Below are 17,800 nucleotides of genomic sequence, written 5' to 3' on the forward strand. Positions count from 1 at the left end.
CTGGTCGGCATCAGCGACCTCAAATCATCTCAACTTGCGGTCGTGCTTGCCGTTCAAGGCAGCAAACGTCGTTTAAGCGTTGGTTTTCGAGGCAAGGAACAAGTTGTTCCAGCCCGGACCATCGATTTAATTCACCCCCTATCTGGTGACCTTGATCCGTCAGCTCGGCTGGGGGTTTTCCCATGGACATTCAACCAGCAAGACCTTAATCAATCCAGTCCCAACTGTCGCGACTGGGGCGAAGCATGGGTCCTGATTTTGGAATCATCTGAGACTGTTGATCTCGCTGAATTTGCTGAGTTGGCCTGCGGGTCAGATGCTGCAGTTCACAAAGCTGCCTGTTGGCTGGCTTTGCATGCAGACCAGGATTTTTTCCGCTGGAAGCAGGGTGCGGTTCAAGCAAGGCCCGCTTCCGAGATCCGCAGCCGACGTGCTGAACGGCGCATGCAGATCAAAGCCGAACGCAGAAGTAAGCGTTGGATCCAGGTCTTGAAGTCACGTCAACCAGTGGTCTTCAATTCGCTTGATCCTCTTCACCAGTCATGGATTAAGTGCATGCAAGAGCTGGTGGGCGAAGGCGTTGAAGAGGGCCGACTCGATGCTCAGCTGTTGCAGTCACTGAAAACCGCGCGCGTAGAAGCCAATGCCAGGGAGCTCCGTCATCTGCTGATTCAGCTTGGCCAGTGGGATGAGCATCAACCTGCATCGATCGCGGGTACGCCCTGGAGCAGTGGATTCAGTGAAAATCTGCTGCTGGAGGCAAGGCAGCTTGTCGAACACAGCGACGAGACGTTTCCGGGAGACGAGAACAGACTTGACCTCACAACTCAGGCCTGCGTCACCATCGACGACGTTGAGACGAGTGACATTGACGATGCCATTGCTCTGGAACGTCGTCGAGACGGATCCGAACGTCTCTGGATCCATATCGCCGATCCAGGTCGATTGATCCCCGAAGGTTCACCCTTGGATCTTGAGGCTCGCCGCCGAGGCAGCAGCCTATATCTCTCGAGGGGCAATCTTCCAATGTTCCCCGCCGAGCTCTCCACTGGGCCCTTCAGTCTCAGGGCAGGCCAGCGTAACCCTGCCTGGAGCACCTGGGTGGATCTCGATAAGTACGGCGATATCAGCGATTTCGGGATCCTGCGCAGCTGGGTCACCCCCCGTTACCGCCTCACCTATGACGATGCCGATGAGCTGATTGATTTCGCTCCACCTGAAGAGGCAGATCTTTCGGATCTGCATCAGCTGCTGGAACGTCGACGACGTTGGCGGACTGATCAGGGCGCATTGCAGATGGATCTGCCAGAGGGTCGTATCAGATGCCGGGATGGTGAGCTGTCTGTGCAGGTCACGGAACCTGGTGCCGCGAGGACGATGGTGGCTGAGGCCATGATTCTTGCTGGTGCCGTTGCCGCCCGATTCGGATCCACTCACAACTTGGCGTTGCCCTATCGCAGTCAGCTTCCTGCCGAACTTCCTTCGTCAATGGAGCTTGAGCAGTTACCGGATGGAGCCGTACGATTTGCTGCCATCAAACGTTGCCTCAGCCGAGGTCTAATGGGAACTCAACCCTCACCTCATTTCAGTCTTGGTCTCAGCGCCTATGCCCAAGCCACCTCACCAATCAGGCGCTATGGAGATTTGGTTGTGCAACGCCAGATCGCTGCTGTGATCAACTCTCAAATCCCGCGCAGCATGGAGTCTATGCAAGAGCTGATTGACAGTTTCGATTCAGCTGTTCGCGAAGGGCTCACCATCGCAAGGGAAGATCAACGTCACTGGCAACAGGTTTGGTTCGAGCATCACCAGAACCACCAGTGGCCGGTGGATTTCCTGCGCTGGCTGAGACCTCAGGACCGGCTGGGGTTGGTTCGTCTTGATGATCTAGCCATGGATGTTGCCGCTGAGTGTCCTGCAGGATCACTACCAGGAGATGCTCTTGTGCTGCAGGTTGAACAAGTCGATTCTCAGTGTGACCAACTCAGGTTGCTTGCCTTGTCCCGTTGATCAGCGCAGTGAGGATGTACGAAACCAACCTCCCCAGGGATTGTGGCTGCCCTGCAACTCGACGCTTGTCGGTCTGTCGATCGCTTGAAGTCTGTCGTTCACCGCTGGTTCAAGGGTGATCAATTGGCAGGGCTCACTTGCTTCGCATTGAATTCTGTAGCCACCCTCGTTGTCTGGACTAACCGTTGCCCGCAGTGTTCTGCCTGAGTCCAATGTCTCCGGGTGGGCGGCTGTCAATGGTTTCTGATCCAGTGCTGATACTTGACGCTCAAACCACTGACTGTGATGCCACGGTGTGTCCCAGAGCGGTACGACTGCTGACGGAGCCATGGCGTCTCCGATCAGTCGATTCTGCACACTGCGCACCGACAGTTCAGAGGGTTGCCGATTGGATTCCACGGCGAGAGCGGAAGCGGCTCCTGCAGCTTGGCCAACATTCAGGATCAACGGTTGCAATCGGGTGGCGCCATTGGCCATGTGGCTCGTACTGAATGCCTTATCTGCTATTAGGAGATTGTCGACTGCATCACTCAGCAGAGCTCCGAAGGGTATGCAGAAGGGAGTTCCTGTCCAGCGACCTCCCCAACGACAACTTTTGGGAGCTAATGGCCAGTCATCCCCGGGGTAGTGATGGTCATTGGCGTAATTGCCCACCGCAATCGACTGCAAAATTGCACTGTCATTGACTGGTGGACCAAGGATGCAAACTCCTTCAGCTAGGGGGAGCAGATCCTGTTCAATGACCGTGGTGCGGCCAACCACGCGCCGGCCCTCGCGCCAGTAGGGCATAGCAGCGAGCCAGGGTGCTCGACTTTCAGCGCTGCTAGGAAATGCCTCGCCGAGTTGTAGCCATCCATCAGTGGCTTTGCGCAACTCATCGGCGAAGCAGAGACTGTGTTGCTGCATCTCGCTAAACAGTGCAGCCTCCTGATCTGGATCAGTCAGAAAGGCTCGCTCCAGTCCTCGGTGCCAGTCATTGCCGTGCAGTGGCCAATTAAGCATCACCAGTCCCGACGGTAAGCGGCCGTAGGTGATGGTTTTTTCCAGACCGAATGTGTCAGAGGCCCCATAAAAGGGGTCGGGTAGTTGAGAACCAATCGGATGATCACCTTGGCGTTGAGGATTTGGAAGCTGATCGCTCTGAAGCTGGCCCATCACCACCCAAGTCGGTGACTGCACGGGTTGATGTCTGAAAAAGGGATCGGTGGTCAAGCGTTGCCGTGATGGTGCACTGGGTTCCTGCCACTGTTCCTTGGGTTCCCAACCGAAACGGAACGGTGCATTCGCCAAAGGCAGCAAATCACCTCGATCGCTGCCATCGATGGCAACGCGGCACGTCACCCTGCGGATTTCTCCATCCACCTCAATGCGTAGGCCCGTGATCAGAGAGCCTGCACGCTCAACGCTCAGGAGTTGGCAACCAGGCCACCAAAGCAACCTGGGCTCCTGATGCAGCCAGTTTTGAAGGATCGACTCCGCTGTTTGCGGTCGGTAGCCGAAACAGCTCACCCAGTTGTGGTCCAGTCCTTCTGGTTCGCGTTGTTCCAGTTCATGCAGAAAAGCTCCCCAAAGCCCTGTCTGCCATGGGCTCAGTTCGTTGCCATCAGGACAGCACACCCCCGCTGCACTCACCATTCCGCCCAGCCATGCACCAGGGGTGAGTAGCAGGGTGCTGGCGCCGCCACGGGCCGCCTGAATCGCTGCTGCCGTGCCACCAGTTCCCCCTCCCCAGACCAACACATCCACCGAATCAATGCTGACGGTCATGGTCCTTTCCGTTCCCGTACGAGGAAGGTGCCCATAGTCTGCAGATTGTTTGACTGAGAAGCATTCCGCTGAATCAGATCCGACTTCGTCGCATGCGCCAGGCAGCGGGGTCACTCGTTCAGGGACCTGGAAAGAGGGTCGTTAAGATCCAGCCCCAGAGCCAGGGGCCAAAGGAGAGCGCCGAAGCGATGACTTACAGCCTCACAACCCCGCTCTACTACGTCAATGCCAAGCCGCATCTCGGCAGCACCTATACGACCATTGCCTGTGACGCTTTGGCTCGTTTCCAGCGTCTTGAGGGACATCAGGTTCTGTTTGTCACCGGCGTGGATGAGCATGGTCAGAAGATCCAGCGCACGGCTGAGGCTCGCAACATCAGCCCACAGGACCACTGTGATCTGATCAGTCGCGAATACATCGATCTCTGGTCGCGGTGGGAGATCAGTAACGACCGTTTTGTGCGAACCACAAGCGAGCGTCACCTGCCCCTAGTTCAGGAATTTTTCCATCGTTGTGAAGCCTCGGGTCACATTCGTAGCGGCCATCAGGAGGGTTGGTACTGCGTCGATTGTGAGGAATTTAAGGACGATCCTGCCGATGCTGAATCTCCTTGCTGTCCGACTCACCGCAAGCCCCTGGAATGGCGCGACGAAGAGAACCTGTTCTTCTGTCTTTCAAAGTTTCAAAAGCCCATCGAGTCACTGATCTCTACGCCTGGTTTCATCGCTCCAGCAAGTCGTCGCAAAGAGGTTGAAAATTTTGTGGCCGGTGGCCTGCGTGATTTCTCAATCTCTCGGGTGAATGTGTCCCATGGGCTTCCGGTCCCTGGCCACACCGGCCACACCTTTTACGTCTGGTTTGACGCTCTGCTCGGCTATTTGACAGCTCTGCTGGATGATGGAGGTTCAGTGGATCTGGATCGTCTCGGCAGTGCAGGCTGGCCGGTGAGCGTTCACGTGATCGGCAAGGACATCCTGCGTTTTCACGCTGTTTACTGGCCAGCGATGTTGATGTCGGCAGGTTTGCCATTACCCAAGAGCGTTTTCGGCCATGGCTTTCTGACCCGCGAAGGCCAGAAAATGGGCAAATCGCTGGGCAATGTGTTGGACCCTGAACTGTTACTTCAGCGCTGCGGTACCGATGCTGTGCGTTGGTATCTCCTTCGCGACATTCAGTTCGGTGATGACGGTGATTTCCAGCAGCAGCGGTTTGTGGATCTGGTCAATAACGATCTCGCCAACACGATCGGGAATCTGCTCAACCGCACCTCATCGATGTCCAGGAAATGGTTTGAGAATGCTCTGCCTCCTGTGGCTGAGACGGTTCGCGACGACCATGCACTTCGCAGCAAGGCAGAGCTGACGATTCAGCAGGTTCGGACGTCAATGCCGGAGCTCAATTTTCAAAAGGCTGCCGAAGCGGTGCTTCAGTTGGCAATCGACACCAATGGCTTCCTGAACGAACAGGCTCCCTGGAGTCAGATGAAGCAACCAGGTCAGGAAGTGCAGGTTGGTGAAGATCTTTATGCCGTTCTGGAATGTTCGCGGATTGTGGGCATTCTTTTGCAGCCGATCGTGCCTGATCTCAGTGAACGTATTCTCGCCCAGCTAGGTCTCTGCTCGATTTCAGGATCGTGGAATGACCATCTGAACTGGGGCAGGCTGGTTCCCGGATCTCCATTGCCTAAGCCGGAACCTGTCATGCAGAGGCTCGAGCTCGAATCACCACTTTGATGACCTTGACCCATGCCATCGGTCGCCTGAGAGGTGGTCTGCTGATCACCCTGATGCTCCTGTCAGGCTGTGTCAGTGAAAAACCCGCGTCTACGGTTCAGTCGCCACCCTTCGTGTTTCGATCCCTGAAACTCGAACAGAAGACCAAGCAAGGACTGATGGACTGGAGTCTGAACAGTCCTGAAGCTCGCTATGAGCTCAATCGTCGTCTTGTTCGTGCCCGCCAGCCTGTCGGTGTTCTCTACCGGAAGGGAAAACCATCATTCAGGGTGCAGTCGGATCTTGCTCTTGTCGTCAACGATGGCGAACAGATTCTGCTTGAGGGTGATGTCAGGCTGCAGCAACTCAATGGCTCCAAGCTTCTGATTCAGGGAGACCGTCTGCGTTGGCGTCCGCAGCAGGGGATTTTGCTCATTGAGCAGCGTCCAAGAGCTACTGACAAGGAGTCTCGAATCAGTGCCACTGAAGCGCAGCTTCTCCAGACCACCAACGACTTGACTCTCAAGGGTGTCGTCAAGCTTGAGCGTTGGTCTAAGGACTCCGATCCATCCAAACCGGATACGACACTTCAAACCGGGCTCGCCCAGTGGAATCTCGATTCCGGCGTGTTGAATGCCGAGGGTCCTGTTCTGGCACAGCGACGCGACCAGGAAGGAACAGTGCTTGAGCAGCTTCAGGGCATGAGTCTTCAGGGCAACACGCAAGCAGGTGACCTGATGGTGATGGCTCCGGTCGTTGTTCAGATGCCACGTCAGAAGGGGATTCTCAAGGCTCAGGACACCACGTGGAATTTCCGAACACAGATTGTGCGCAGCGATCAACCCTTCGAAGCGGAACTGGATCGCACCAGGATCTTTGGCAAAGCTTTTCAGGCTGAGCTGGAGGACAACACGGTTGTGATCAATGGTGATTGCAGGATTGAACAGCCGGGAGAATCGCTCGATGCGACCACCTGTCGCTGGAACTGGGAGACTGAGGACGTCCTTGCTGAGGGGAATGTGCTGTTAAAACGTGACGCCAACGATCAGTTGACCCGTGCCAGCAAGCTGGCGGGTCAGGTTGGCGAAAAAGGCAGGATCACCTTTACAGCTCCAGGTGGGAAGGTGGAATCCCAGGTCAGATTCCCTTCGGATCAGTCTGAGGATCAGAGTCCCCGACCACGGAAATCAGCTCCAGTTGAGTTCTGAGTCGTTCTGCCCAACCCGCCAGCCAGCGTTCATCCGAGCGGGTGAAGCATCGCTCTGACCAGCCACCAAGCACAATCCACCCCCGTTCTCCAAGCGGTTGAACCATCACCGCCGGCAGACCTGGTAGAACAGCATCAAATTCCTGACGGCCAGGGTATAAAGCAGTTCTGACCAGTGACACGAGGGCCTGCCGCTCAGTACTGCGGCGACAGATGTCACCCGGAGAGAACGGATCCTTGGTGATCAGCCCACGCCTGAGCAGCACTGTCTGGTCCCAGTTCACGAGGATCGTGGCGGCCGAGGTTGCTGTCAGAAACTGGTGGCTTCCCCAGGCCAGTTCAGTGCGCACACTTTCGGATAATCCGGCGGTGATCTCGAGACCCTGTTCGCCCTCAAGCTTGACTGCCTTGGGATTGCGCGGAATAGCCCGGGTCCAGAGCACCGCAACAAGCATCAAACCAACCGACGCCATCCCGGACAGGACTTCTGCTCGTTGCAAAGCGGGCGTGAGCGTCCCTGCAGTCACAGCATTGAAGATGGCGAGCCCCAGCACCAGCAGTCCGGAGATCAGGCAGAGTCGCGCGGAGCCTGGCATGGTCTCGAGAGTCCTGCGGTCAGAAGAGCTCACTCTTGCTCAAATGGGGCAGCACTGACCAGTGGTGATGACGGACGCAGAAGCTTTTGCCTCGATCGCCCTCGCTGCGGTGGCTTGCGACGGCACCCTTGGTCGTGAGGAAGCCCATGCCCTGCGACGATCACTGGAGTACCGCACTCCCTACAAAGATCGAACGGAACAGGAGATGGGTGCCCTGTTCGATCGGCTTCTGGTCACGCTCCGCGAACAGGGGGTGAACCAATTGGTCACTGAGGCACTGCCGGCCCTGACCCCTATCCAGCAGGAGACGGCATTGGCTGTGGCTGTTCAACTCACCCATGCCGATAGGGATGTTTCAGCTGCAGAACAGTCGTTCCTCAACCAACTCTGCGATCGTCTATCGCTTCCTGATGGCCGTGCTGTTGCTGTAATGGAGGCGATCACGGCCTTACATCGCGACAGCCTTTCCACCTGAAGGCAGACTGGCAGCCTCAATGCCCATGACCATGAAGCGTCTGAACCACCTCGTCGGAGGGATTCTGTCTGCTGTGTTCTGTCTTTTGCTCGCGGTTCCAGCGGCGCTGGCAGTCTCTGCTCAGGATTTTCCGCCGGCTCTGCCCGATGAAGTCGTGTTGGATTCAGCGGATGTGCTGAGCAGAGCCAGCAGGAATGAAATCAGTACACGTTTGCAGGAACTTAATCAGTTCCATGTCGATGCCCGTTTGGTGACATTGCGACGACTCGACTACGGACTCAGTCTTTCCGGTTTTGGTGACGAGCTTCTGGATCGCTGGGGGCAGGAATCCAACCTGACTGACCATCCACTGCTGATCTTCCTCGAGGAAACACAGAGCAAGCAGGCGACAGTTGTTGCGGCTAAGGAGTTGCTTGAACAATTGCCAGAGTCCCTGTTGCGCAGTACGGGACGGACGACCATGAGTCAGCCGTTACGCGATGGGGATCGCTTTCGACAGGCCACCCTCGACGGAGTCAGCCGAATCGAAATTGTTCTCAATGGGGGAGAGGATCCTGGTCCACCAGTGCAGCTGGAACGCACCTCGCTCCCCTCAAATATTCCTACCGCTGAGGAGACTGAAGACAGCAACGCCTTCACATGGGTTGTCGTTCTTCTAGTCGTCGGCACCATAGTACCTATGGCGACCTGGTGGATTTTCTCCAGCTAACGACACGATGGCAGGACGTAACTGGCTTGGGACCTTCGGCGGAACCAAATCTTTCAATGCAAATTCAGAACTGGATCGTGGTTACGAAGCCGCGCTTCTGATTCAAAGTCTCGAGCTTGAATATTACGGTGACCGCCCAATTCGTCCAGATCTTGAACTCTCCGTCCCAGCAACTGTTCAGGCCACGATCCTTCGTAAGTTCAGGGCCGCCATTAACGTCTGTCGCTCATCACTCGATAAACTTGAGTATCAACGTGCACAGTTTGACACCCAGGAACTTAGACAGCTTCAACTGATTGAAAGCGTTGTCAATCGCTATAGCCCCAGGCGTTCAGCATCAGCGCCAACGATCAGTCGAGCACCTGATCCGCTTCCACGCTCCTTACTAGGCATCTTCGACACGTTGCGTCGACAACTCAATCCTGCGGCGGAAGCGACGCTTGTGGCAGGTTTCCGACGTCGCAGGGATTCAACACTGATCTCCCTGAAGGTGCTGCTTCTGTTGATTCTTGTGCCGTTGTTAGTTCAACAGGTCAGCCGCACTTACATCATCAGCCCAGCGGTTGATCACTTCGCTCCAGATCTTCCTTTTCTGAGCTATCCAAAGCCTCAGCTCGAGGAACAGGCCGTTGAAAAACTAAGGGTCTTCAAGGCTGAAATTGAATTTGATGCTCTCCTGCGCGGTGATTCCATTCCAACTCAGGAGGAACTTCAGCAGAAACTCTCTGCTAAAGCCGAAGAATTAAAAGAAGAGGCTGATTCAGAAAGCACCCATGCAGTGAAAAACGTCTTAGCTGATCTTGCAGCAACTGTGGCATTCGTTGTTGTTTGTTTGTTCAGTCGCGAAGAGCTGAGAGTGCTGCGTGGATTCTTTGATGAAGCGGTTTACGGACTCAGTGATTCAGCCAAGGCTTTTGCCATCATTCTATTCACCGATATTTTTGTTGGGTTCCACAGTCCTGAGGGATGGACGGTTCTTTTGGATGGAATCGCCAATCACTTTGGCTTCCCAGCAAGAGAAAATTTCATCCTTCTCTTCATTGCCACGTTCCCAGTCATCCTTGCCACCATTTTCAAGTATTGGATCTTCCGTTATCTCAATCGTGTCAGTCCGTCCTCTGTTGCCACACTGCGCGGCATGAACGGAGGTGGTTAAGCCTTTAGATGGACTTGTGCTCGTCACCGGTCCAAGCCGTGGTGGCAAAAGCCGCTGGGCCGAACATCTCGTTGCTGAACACAGTCCTGTCAGTTACGTAGCGACTTCCGATGCACGACCGGATGACAGTGCATGGCAGCAGAGAATTCGCCTTCATCGTGAACGGCGACCCTCTGACTGGGAGGTGATTGAAAGTGGAGCTGATCTGTCGATGGCTCTGAACAGCATTCCCACCCATCACACCGTTTTGGTTGATGCTCTGGGAGCATTTACCGCGTGGCATCTTGAAGCGTCTCCCAATGACTGGGCGCAGCTTGAAGCAGATTTGATCAAAAGCGTTCAGGAGCGACAACGACCCGTTGTTTTGGTGATTGAGGAGACAGGCTGGGGAGTAGTGCCAGTAACAGCCATTGGCGGACGATTTCGTGATCGTCAAGGCCGGCTCGCTCAACAACTGGAAACCATCGCCTCCGCAAGTTGGCTCGTTATCCAAGGAAGGGCTCTTGATCTTCATGCCCTTGGATCTGCCGTACCCCAGGAATGACTCTGGCTTCCACACCATTGAGGGTTGCGCTGTTTGAACCCAGGATCCCCCCCAACACCGGGAGTATCGCGCGGACATGTGCAGCCTTCGGTTTACCTCTTGCCTTGATCGAGCCACTCGGTTTTTCGATTGATGACCGCCATCTCAAACGTGCTGGGCTGGATTACTGGCCTTTTGTGGATCTCTCCGTCCACAAGGATTTTGACCATTTCCTGAACAGCCTTCCTCAGCCGTCACGGTTGATTGGTTGCAGCCGTCGCGGTGGGCAGACTCTTCAGACCCTCCGTTTTCAACAGGGCGATGTTCTCTTGTTCGGACGAGAGGATCTCGGACTACCTGATCCGATCAGGGCTCAGTGCGATCAAATTGCCACCATTCCGATGCCATGCAGCGCGGCGGAGGATGGCCGTGGAGGTGTTCGCAGTCTGAACCTGTCGGTCGCCTGCGGAATCGTTAGTTATCACGCAGGATGGCAGCTTCAGTTGTGGTAATTGCAGATCTGCCACGAAAGCCCTTGCGATGTTGTGTTCCACTCGCTACTTTCAGCCGATCCCGGGTTGTGGCGGCTCCATCGGGAATGACCCTCAAGCATGCCTGAATGAAGCCCCTCTTCTTAGCTGTTACCGCGATCACTTCCAGCAGTGCGCTGTTCGCGGTTTCACAGCTTTCAGGGTATGCCGACTCCGACCACTACAGCCCACAACAGCTCCTCTCCGCTTTGCCCAACGTCAACCCTTTGATTTGGGTTGAGCTTGCAGCAGATAGCGATCTGAGTGTGATTGCCAGAGAGCTTGATCTCTCTTTAAACGAACTTTCAGAACTGAACGAACAGTCAGCTGGAGCCATTCTTAGAGAAGGTACCTGGCTGGTTCTACCTGAAGCTAGTCGTGGTGATGTTGCTGACTCATCTCGATTTGTGCCTGGATCACTGCGCACCAACGCCCCTCTCAGTTCGCCACCTACTCCTAAAGACGTCGTCGAGATCAAATCAGATCAATCCCTGTCGTCTTTCGTCAGGGACCATGGCATCACTCTTCAGCAATTGAGGGATCTAAATCCTGGAGTTCAGCTCTCCAAAATGTTGGTTACAGGTAGCAAAGTCAGGGTTGCCCAAGCGCGTCCTTTGCTGGGAATGCGTCCTCTGAGATCAGGGGGCGCGAGCTGGCCCGATCTTCCTCGCTTTTCAGGATCTGACGGCTTTCACGCTTCCCAGACTTTTATCTGGCCTACTAAAGGTGTTTTCACTTCCGGTTATGGATGGAGATGGGGTCGGATGCATAAGGGCATCGATATCGCCAACAATGTTGGCACTCCTATTTTTGCTGCCAAGGATGGTTTGATCGCCTTTGCTGGTTGGAGCAGTGGTTACGGCTATCTCGTTGAAATGTCTCACGCCGACGGTTCGTCCACTCGCTATGCACACAACAGCCGTCTGCTGGTTAGAAAGGGTCAGATGGTCCCGCAGGGCTCCCGTATTTCATTGATGGGGAGCACCGGCCGTAGTACAGGCCCCCACCTTCATTTTGAAATTCGTCGTCCAGGTGGCGCCGCTCTGGATCCAATGGCCATGCTTCCCGCACGCCGCATCTGAACCCTACATCGAACTATTTGTTTTTCTAGAACTTCAAATTAATGCCAATATTACCTATTGAATAATCAACAAGTTGTTCAGTAGATTTGTTTTTAAATGAATGTCAGAGGAGAGACTTGAACTCTCGACCTCAGGGTTATGAATCCTGTGCTCTAACCAGCTGAGCTACTCTGACGAAAGGCCCTCAGGCCAGTCACCATCATACATCTTGAGATGTCCTGAAGTACTAGCGCATCTCGATGGCGTTGAGACGTTCTCTGAAGGATTTCGGTGATGGCTGCGCTGTTCCCTCATCATCCGTCAAAGTCACATGACCTTCGGGAATCGCATTGGGACGTCGTTGTTGCCTAACTGGTTGGCCACGGTGCGGCCGAGCTTTGAGCAACAGTGCCCTTGTTATTGGATCACGTTCTAGAGGTTGGCTGCTCAGCTCACTACGCACCTGATTCAGAAGTCGGAAATGACCGGTGCTGCTGAATTTTCGGAGAAGTGCTGGATCCCAGCTCATGGATGAGTGAATCATCTCTCGATAATAAGAGTTGGGCGTGCTCAGACAGAAGCCCAGTCTTGCCGCAGTCTCTAGGTCAGCCGTGATAACTTGTCGCGAGCATTAGGAAGTCGGAACGACTACGACCTAGGCCAGTTCACTTCCTTGCCAAACCTCGCATCACCAACATGTCTTCGCTGCGCGTGGGCCAAAAGGCCCCCGATTTCACTGCAACAGCAGTGGTTGACCAGGAGTTTAAGGAAATTGCTCTCTCGCAGTATCGCGGCAAGTACGTCGTGCTGTTCTTTTATCCGTTGGATTTCACCTTTGTGTGTCCCACTGAGATCACCGCATTCAGTGATCGCTACTCAGATTTCTCCTCCAAAAACACGGAAGTGCTAGGTGTTTCAGTCGACAGTCAATTTAGCCACCTTGCATGGATCCAGAGTCCTAGGAACCAGGGTGGACTTGGTGATATCAATTATCCCCTAGTGGCAGATCTAAAGAAAGAGATTGCCACTGCCTACAACGTGCTCGATGAAGCCGAAGGTGTAGCACTGCGTGGATTATTCATCATTGATCCAGAGGGTGTGATTATGCATTCAACCATCAACAATCTTCCTGTTGGCCGAAACGTTGATGAGACTCTGCGTGTTCTTCTGGCCTTCCAGTACGTTCAGTCCAACCCAGATGAGGTTTGCCCTGCAAACTGGACTCCAGGAGAAAAGACCATGAAGCCTGACCCCGTTGGCAGCAAAGAATTCTTCGCTGCGATCAACTGAATTCACACAATACCCTTTGATGTCTTAAAGGTCCGCTTAAAGCGGACCTTTTTTATGGTATTTCGTCTCCTTCCTGCCTTTGCTTATCGAGGAGTGACTGCAAGCCATTATCCAAATCAGCAGCCATTGCGACGCGGCGTCCATCGCTTACCACGATTCTGGTCAGTGTCGGCAGCCCTCCCTGCTGAGCTCGTAGATAAATCGGTTCCACGTACAAAAGCGAATCACCAACAGGAACAACCAGTAGATTTCCTTGCACAACTTGCGAGCCTGCCCGATCCCAGAGAGCGAATTGTTGACTGATTTCAGGATTTTGATTGATCAGTGCTTGAACCTGTTCGGGACCAAAAATTGGAACATCGCTAGGGAATCGAAGGAGAGTAAGTTCTCCATAATGCTCACCATCATTGCGTGCAGCTAACCAGGCTGACAGATTGGGACGTGCTAGTGGAGTGAGAGGTTGAAGCAAAAGAAACTCTGAATTCTGACTCGATTTGATTTGAGCAGTGATTCGGTACGGAGCTACAGGAATCTGATTTTTTCCGTACAACTCCATCGGTACTTGCCAGACATCGTCTCCGCTGTAAAAAATTCGAGGATTTGTAACGTGGTAACGAAGTAGTTGCTGCACTTGCAATTCAAACTGTGCTTTAGGGACCATCATGTGTCGTCTCAGGTTGCTAGGCATCTCTTCCAGAGATTCAAACAGCGAAGGGAAAACCTTTGCCCAACCTTGAATGATTGGATCATTCGGTTCATTGATATAAAGATGAACTTTGCCGTTATAGGCATCAACCACTGCTTTGACGGAATTGCGGAGATACCGCAAAGGTCGACCATCAGGAAGCGTTGCTGCGTAGGGAACTGTTCTAGATGAAGTGAACCCATCAACAATCCAGTATTGGTGTTGGTTTTGCTGATAGCTACTGGATGCATCATCAATGGGAACGGAGACAAGATAAGGGTCTCCCATTAGATCAAGAAATGGTGCAAGAGTTTTGACTCTTGCTTTGACATCACGACGCAGGAGTAATCGAGACTCAGTTGTTAGAGCTCCCGTATTTAGAAAGCGAGGATCAGCAAGATACGTTGCAGCGGTAATTCTTTGCCATAGATGCTCAAGCGAAACACCGGCTGAGCCTGAGTAATGGTTGTAGGTATTGTCATCACCCTCGGGGTAATCAAATTCCTCGATGCGTGTTGGTGCTACTGCATAGGGCGAATGGAGTGCTCCAAAGTAAAGTGCGGCTCGGCCTATCGGTACTTCACGCTCAACATCTTCCTTGGTAATACCCAGCGACTCATTTCCTTGAATTTGTGTGGATTGCCCCAGGTCGCTGATGAAGTAAGCCGGGAGACCATCAGGTTCACTTGTATTAACAGGATTCAGTGTGAAGCCAAAACCATGAGTGAACACAAAATGACGATTCTGCCAAGTTCGCGAACGCTTAGGAAGTGAAGCTTGATCCAATTCGCGTGCTGAAATAATCACCTGTTGATTTTCATTGCTTTCTTCATTGAGCGGATACCGATCAACGGAGGCATTCGCGAATTGGTAGTAAACCCTTAGTTGCTGCAGCTGACGATTGGTGTCCAGCATTGGTTGACTGTCCCAGAGCCTGATGTTTTGCAGCGTGCTTGCTCCTTTGACCAGGTCCTGCTCACTGATCTCTTGAGTTGGCGTGCTGCCCCGGGCCCTGATGGAATCCAGTTGATAGGCCTGACGTGTTGCAGAGATTGAGCGACTGATATAAGGAGTTTCGATTTGTAGTTCTTTTGGCCGGACGACTATCCACTGAACAATTGGAGAAAGCAGCAGTTCCGCGAGGACGGCGACTAAAGCAAGTGTGAACAGTGCTGTTCTCAGCCGTCGTCGCGGTTGTTGTCTTGCTCCCGGCCATGGCAGGAATGTGCAGGCCATCAGCACCAGCAGAAGCGCCACGCACTGACGCAAAGGCAGCCGCAAATGGATATCAAGCCAGCCTGCACCAGCAACCAATCCGCTCTGGGTCCAGAGCAGTTGATGACGTACAAGCCATGTGAGTGCAGCCAGCACAAGCAGCAGCAGGGCTAGTGCAGGTCGTAACAACGCTCGTTCCTGTTTGTTCCAGCCTGGAAAGCCCCAGTCACTCAGGCAGGGAGAGCGGGTCAAGCGAGCCCAGGCCGAGGTGCTTAGGGTCAGCAGGATCTGCAGCAACAACAGCTCAAGGAGCAGCGCGATTGCTGAAAAGCGACCTAATCCGAAACTGAGATCTGCGCCCAGCAGTGGATCCATCGTTCCTGCATCAGGGATTGTGATGGCTAGTGCCCAGAGGCCCCAGCTGCGACCCGCCACAACACAGATGCAAAGGCTTCCGTAAAGGAAGGAGAGGTTGATGCGTCCCCTGCGTCCAAGGCCAATCGTGATCAGCAGGATCAGCAGAACGCTGATGATTAGAACGGTCCATTCCGGTTGAAACGGAACACTCCACCAGTGGGCTAAGAGAAAAGGCTGCTTCCAAGCCAGCCAGGCAAGCCGAGTTGTGATGCCAAGAACGCTCAGAAGGACTGTCAGGCAGGCGAGCAATGAAATGGAATAGACGCCCCCTCGCAATGCGGGGATCTCACCACGTGGTGTAGGGACATAGGCCAGCATCCATCGGTGTCGCCACCAGGCGGAGATCAGCACCAGCAACAGCGCAAAACCAGCTCCGAGGATTTGAAAGCCGAGTCGCTCGACGTAGATCCCCTCGTGCCCGAACTGGGAAAACCACGACCACTCAACCTGAAGCCTGGCGAACAGCCAGAAAGCTGGAAACACCAGCAGCAGCCACGCCGCTGATGGACGCAATAGGGAGGAAAGTCCCCGTTTGAGCAGGCTCAAGCCCCAGCCGGCAACTGATCCAGGCTAGAGCTCCTGGTGGGTACGTCGATACCTGCAAGAACGTGAAAACGATCAGACTGCAAGGTCTCTTCCTCAATGAGTGCCTCGACAAGACGATCCATCAGCTGCCTCCTTGATTTGAGTAGGTCAATGGCCTGCTGCAGTGCTTCTTGAGCCAAGGCACGCACGCGACGATCAATTTCTCGACCGGTGCTTTCGGCATAGGACTGCCTGGTGTTGACCAGATCTCGTCCAAGGAAAACTTCCTGATCTTGGCCTTCAAGAGCAACGGGGCCCAGATCAGAAAATCCGAAACGCGTCACCATTTCTCTCGCAAGCTGGGACACCATCTGGAGATCGCCGCTGGCTCCCTGTGTTACTTCAGAGTCTCCGAAAACCACAATCTCTGCTGCACGACCCCCTAAGGCCGTCACCAGTCGTGCTCTCAGATAGGCACGTGTCACGAGGCCGGAGTCAATGATTTCCTCGTCAGGAAAGAAACGGGTGAACCCTCCCACACCACCACTGCGTGGCAGCAAAGTAACTTTGTCGACCGGGTCGGCATGGGGAGTCAATGCCGCCACCAATGCATGGCCGATTTCGTGATAAGCGATCAAACGCTTCTTTGCTCCGTCTTGGAGTGGGGCTGCAGTGAGGCCCATGGTGATGCGCTCCAGTGCTTCCTCAAGTTCTTTGTTTCCGAGAAACGATGCTTCATGTCGCGCGGTGAGAATGGCTGCTTCGTTGAGAAGATTTGCCAGATCTGCGCCTGAAAAGCCAGGTGTTCTGCTTGCCCAGTCAGCGAGGGAAACCTCATCTGACAAGGGTCGTGTTCTTGCATGAACAGCGAGTATCGATTCGCGACCGCGGCGATCGGGAAGACCTACCTGAATGCGTCGGTCGAACCGTCCTGGACGCATCAGTGCCGTGTCCAGAACATCAGGACGGTTCGTAGCTGCTAGGAGGATGACCCCGGAGTTATCGGCGAATCCATCCATTTCGGTCAGCAACTGATTCAGTGTTTGCTCCCGTTCATCGTTTCCACCACCAATGCCCGCACCTCTTTGGCGACCGACAGCGTCGATTTCATCGATAAACACGATGCAGGGAGCTTTTTCCTTGGCCTTTCGGAATAGATCTCTCACCCTGCTGGCTCCGACCCCTACAAACAATTCAACGAATTCAGAGGCTGCGATAGAGAAAAAGGGAACACCGGCTTCACCTGCGATCGCTTTGGCAAGAAGAGTTTTTCCGGTTCCGGGAGGGCCGATCAACAGAACACCTCGAGGTATTCGGGCTCCAAGCTTGATGAAGGTCTCCGGCTGTTTCAGAAAGGTGACTACTTCCTGCAGCTCTTCTTTGGCCTCACCGATCCCTGCGACGTCTTCAAAGCGAACCGTAATTTCATCCTGAGGGCTGGTTCTCGCCTGGCTACGTCCAAACCCCATCGCCTTGTTGGCAGCCTGCGCAGAACGTCGCAAAAGCAACGACAGGCCGACAACGATCAAAACGATCAGAGCGAGATTTCCAGCGAGTCCGGCCAGTGCCTGCTCCTGACGGACATCCTTGACATTCAGTGGTGTGCCCGATGCTTCGGCGACTCTGAGGATCTGCTGATCATTCGCCAGTACAGGAACTGTGATCTCCTTCCCATCGAGGTAGGTGACAATCACCTGCCGGCGGCCAGGGACCAACACCAGTTCCTTGACGGAGCCGGACGAAATTTCTTTCAGCAGGGTGCTGTAACTCACATCCGGTTGCCTTTGAAACAGGGCAAACGGACTCTTCTGTGGCTCCTCAGGCTTTGACTTGGGCGCTGGAGTTCCCTGTTCTGACTGGGTCGGCTGCTCTGAACTCACACCGCTGATGCGTTGTACAAAGACTAGCGATTTGACGAGTGG

15 protein-coding genes and 1 tRNA gene are annotated in these 17,800 nt (G+C 54.2%); 10 read left to right on the forward strand and 6 right to left on the reverse strand.

What is annotated here, in order from left to right; genetic code table 11:
- Window positions 1-42 precede the first annotated feature (42 nt).
- On the forward strand, window positions 43-2,010 hold the full coding sequence (locus DXY31_RS06005) for a ribonuclease catalytic domain-containing protein (protein ID WP_114992873.1): 1,968 nt from the start codon (window positions 43-45) through the stop codon (window positions 2,008-2,010).
- On the opposite strand, the gene DXY31_RS06010 is transcribed toward DXY31_RS06005, so the two are convergent.
- Window positions 2,011-3,777 (reverse strand): FAD-dependent oxidoreductase, encoded by a 1,767-nt coding sequence (locus DXY31_RS06010; RefSeq protein WP_114992874.1) that lies wholly within the window; start codon window positions 3,775-3,777, stop codon window positions 2,011-2,013.
- Between the two features lie 188 nt (window positions 3,778-3,965).
- Between DXY31_RS06010 and DXY31_RS06015 the strand changes: the two genes are divergently transcribed.
- Together DXY31_RS06015 and lptC are read left to right on the forward strand one after the other, a co-directional pair.
- Window positions 3,966-5,510 carry a methionine--tRNA ligase gene (locus DXY31_RS06015; RefSeq protein ID WP_114993103.1) on the forward strand — a complete coding sequence of 515 codons (1,545 nt, stop codon included), beginning with the start codon at window positions 3,966-3,968 and terminating at the stop codon, window positions 5,508-5,510.
- On the forward strand, window positions 5,510-6,697 hold the full coding sequence (gene lptC / locus DXY31_RS06020; protein WP_114992875.1) for an LPS export ABC transporter periplasmic protein LptC: 1,188 nt from the start codon (window positions 5,510-5,512) through the stop codon (window positions 6,695-6,697). The genes DXY31_RS06015 and lptC overlap by 1 nt, the downstream gene beginning before the upstream one ends.
- Here the strand turns inward: lptC and DXY31_RS06025 are convergent.
- Window positions 6,627-7,292 carry a cofactor assembly of complex C subunit B gene (locus DXY31_RS06025; protein WP_114993104.1) on the reverse strand — a complete coding sequence of 222 codons (666 nt, stop codon included), beginning with the start codon at window positions 7,290-7,292 and terminating at the stop codon, window positions 6,627-6,629. The genes lptC and DXY31_RS06025 overlap by 71 nt on opposite strands.
- Window positions 7,293-7,359: 67 nt before the next feature.
- Here DXY31_RS06025 and DXY31_RS06030 point away from each other — a divergent pair, with 67 nt between their 5' ends.
- The 6 genes from DXY31_RS06030 (at window position 7,360) to DXY31_RS06055 (ending at window position 11,767) form a co-directional block, all read left to right on the forward strand.
- Complete coding sequence (locus tag DXY31_RS06030) at window positions 7,360-7,767, forward strand: tellurite resistance TerB family protein (RefSeq protein ID WP_114992876.1); 408 nt, start codon at window positions 7,360-7,362, stop codon at window positions 7,765-7,767.
- 19 nt (window positions 7,768-7,786) lie between these two features.
- A complete protein-coding gene (psb32, locus tag DXY31_RS06035) occupies window positions 7,787-8,476 on the forward strand; it encodes a photosystem II repair protein Psb32 (RefSeq protein ID WP_371639157.1) in 690 nt (229 codons plus the stop codon).
- A gap of 7 nt (window positions 8,477-8,483) precedes the next feature.
- The gene (pxcA, locus tag DXY31_RS06040; RefSeq protein WP_114992877.1) at window positions 8,484-9,632 is read left to right on the forward strand and encodes a proton extrusion protein PcxA; all 1,149 of its coding nucleotides are present in this window, start codon (window positions 8,484-8,486) and stop codon (window positions 9,630-9,632) included.
- On the forward strand, window positions 9,625-10,176 hold the full coding sequence (gene cobU / locus DXY31_RS06045) for a bifunctional adenosylcobinamide kinase/adenosylcobinamide-phosphate guanylyltransferase (protein WP_114992878.1): 552 nt from the start codon (window positions 9,625-9,627) through the stop codon (window positions 10,174-10,176). The genes pxcA and cobU overlap by 8 nt, the downstream gene beginning before the upstream one ends.
- Window positions 10,173-10,667, forward strand: coding sequence for a tRNA (cytidine(34)-2'-O)-methyltransferase (locus tag DXY31_RS06050; RefSeq protein ID WP_114992879.1), 495 nt, complete (start codon window positions 10,173-10,175; stop codon window positions 10,665-10,667). Before cobU ends, DXY31_RS06050 begins: the two co-directional genes overlap by 4 nt.
- 107 nt (window positions 10,668-10,774) lie before the next feature.
- The gene (locus tag DXY31_RS06055; protein ID WP_114992880.1) at window positions 10,775-11,767 is read left to right on the forward strand and encodes a M23 family metallopeptidase; all 993 of its coding nucleotides are present in this window, start codon (window positions 10,775-10,777) and stop codon (window positions 11,765-11,767) included.
- A gap of 101 nt (window positions 11,768-11,868) precedes the next feature.
- Here the strand turns inward: DXY31_RS06055 and DXY31_RS06060 are convergent.
- Window positions 11,869-11,942, reverse strand: a tRNA-Met gene (locus tag DXY31_RS06060).
- A 51-nt stretch (window positions 11,943-11,993) separates the two neighbouring features.
- A complete protein-coding gene (locus tag DXY31_RS06065) occupies window positions 11,994-12,290 on the reverse strand; it encodes a hypothetical protein (RefSeq protein ID WP_114992881.1) in 297 nt (98 codons plus the stop codon).
- A 152-nt stretch (window positions 12,291-12,442) separates the two neighbouring features.
- On the opposite strand from DXY31_RS06065, the gene DXY31_RS06070 reads away from it, so the two are divergent.
- Window positions 12,443-13,036: a peroxiredoxin gene (locus tag DXY31_RS06070; protein ID WP_114992882.1), complete on the forward strand. Its 594-nt coding sequence runs from the start codon at window positions 12,443-12,445 to the stop codon at window positions 13,034-13,036.
- A gap of 52 nt (window positions 13,037-13,088) precedes the next feature.
- Here the strand turns inward: DXY31_RS06070 and DXY31_RS06075 are convergent, their stop codons facing one another.
- Together DXY31_RS06075 and ftsH are read right to left on the reverse strand one after the other, a co-directional pair.
- The gene (locus tag DXY31_RS06075; protein ID WP_244279574.1) at window positions 13,089-15,899 is read right to left on the reverse strand and encodes a UPF0182 family protein; all 2,811 of its coding nucleotides are present in this window, start codon (window positions 15,897-15,899) and stop codon (window positions 13,089-13,091) included.
- On the reverse strand, window positions 15,896-17,758 hold the full coding sequence (gene ftsH / locus DXY31_RS06080; RefSeq protein WP_114992883.1) for an ATP-dependent zinc metalloprotease FtsH: 1,863 nt from the start codon (window positions 17,756-17,758) through the stop codon (window positions 15,896-15,898). Before ftsH ends, DXY31_RS06075 begins: the two co-directional genes overlap by 4 nt.
- Window positions 17,759-17,800: the final 42 nt, after the last annotated feature.

Source organism: Synechococcus sp. UW179A (assembly GCF_900473965.1).
Classification (GTDB): Bacteria; Cyanobacteriota; Cyanobacteriia; order PCC-6307; family Cyanobiaceae; genus Synechococcus_C.

Coding starts and splice junctions, on each gene's coding strand:
- DXY31_RS06015 (WP_114993103.1), top strand. CDS start 3,966: ATGACTTACAGCCTCACAACCCCGCTCTACTACGTCAATGCCAAGCCG.
- DXY31_RS06055 (WP_114992880.1), top strand. CDS start 10,775: ATGAAGCCCCTCTTCTTAGCTGTTACCGCGATCACTTCCAGCAGTGCG.
- DXY31_RS06010 (WP_114992874.1), bottom strand. CDS start 3,777: ATGACCGTCAGCATTGATTCGGTGGATGTGTTGGTCTGGGGAGGGGGA.
- psb32 (WP_371639157.1), top strand. CDS start 7,787: ATGCCCATGACCATGAAGCGTCTGAACCACCTCGTCGGAGGGATTCTG.
- DXY31_RS06025 (WP_114993104.1), bottom strand. CDS start 7,292: ATGCCAGGCTCCGCGCGACTCTGCCTGATCTCCGGACTGCTGGTGCTG.
- DXY31_RS06065 (WP_114992881.1), bottom strand. CDS start 12,290: ATGATTCACTCATCCATGAGCTGGGATCCAGCACTTCTCCGAAAATTC.
- pxcA (WP_114992877.1), top strand. CDS start 8,484: ATGGCAGGACGTAACTGGCTTGGGACCTTCGGCGGAACCAAATCTTTC.
- DXY31_RS06030 (WP_114992876.1), top strand. CDS start 7,360: ATGACGGACGCAGAAGCTTTTGCCTCGATCGCCCTCGCTGCGGTGGCT.
- DXY31_RS06050 (WP_114992879.1), top strand. CDS start 10,173: ATGACTCTGGCTTCCACACCATTGAGGGTTGCGCTGTTTGAACCCAGG.
- DXY31_RS06070 (WP_114992882.1), top strand. CDS start 12,443: ATGTCTTCGCTGCGCGTGGGCCAAAAGGCCCCCGATTTCACTGCAACA.
- lptC (WP_114992875.1), top strand. CDS start 5,510: ATGACCTTGACCCATGCCATCGGTCGCCTGAGAGGTGGTCTGCTGATC.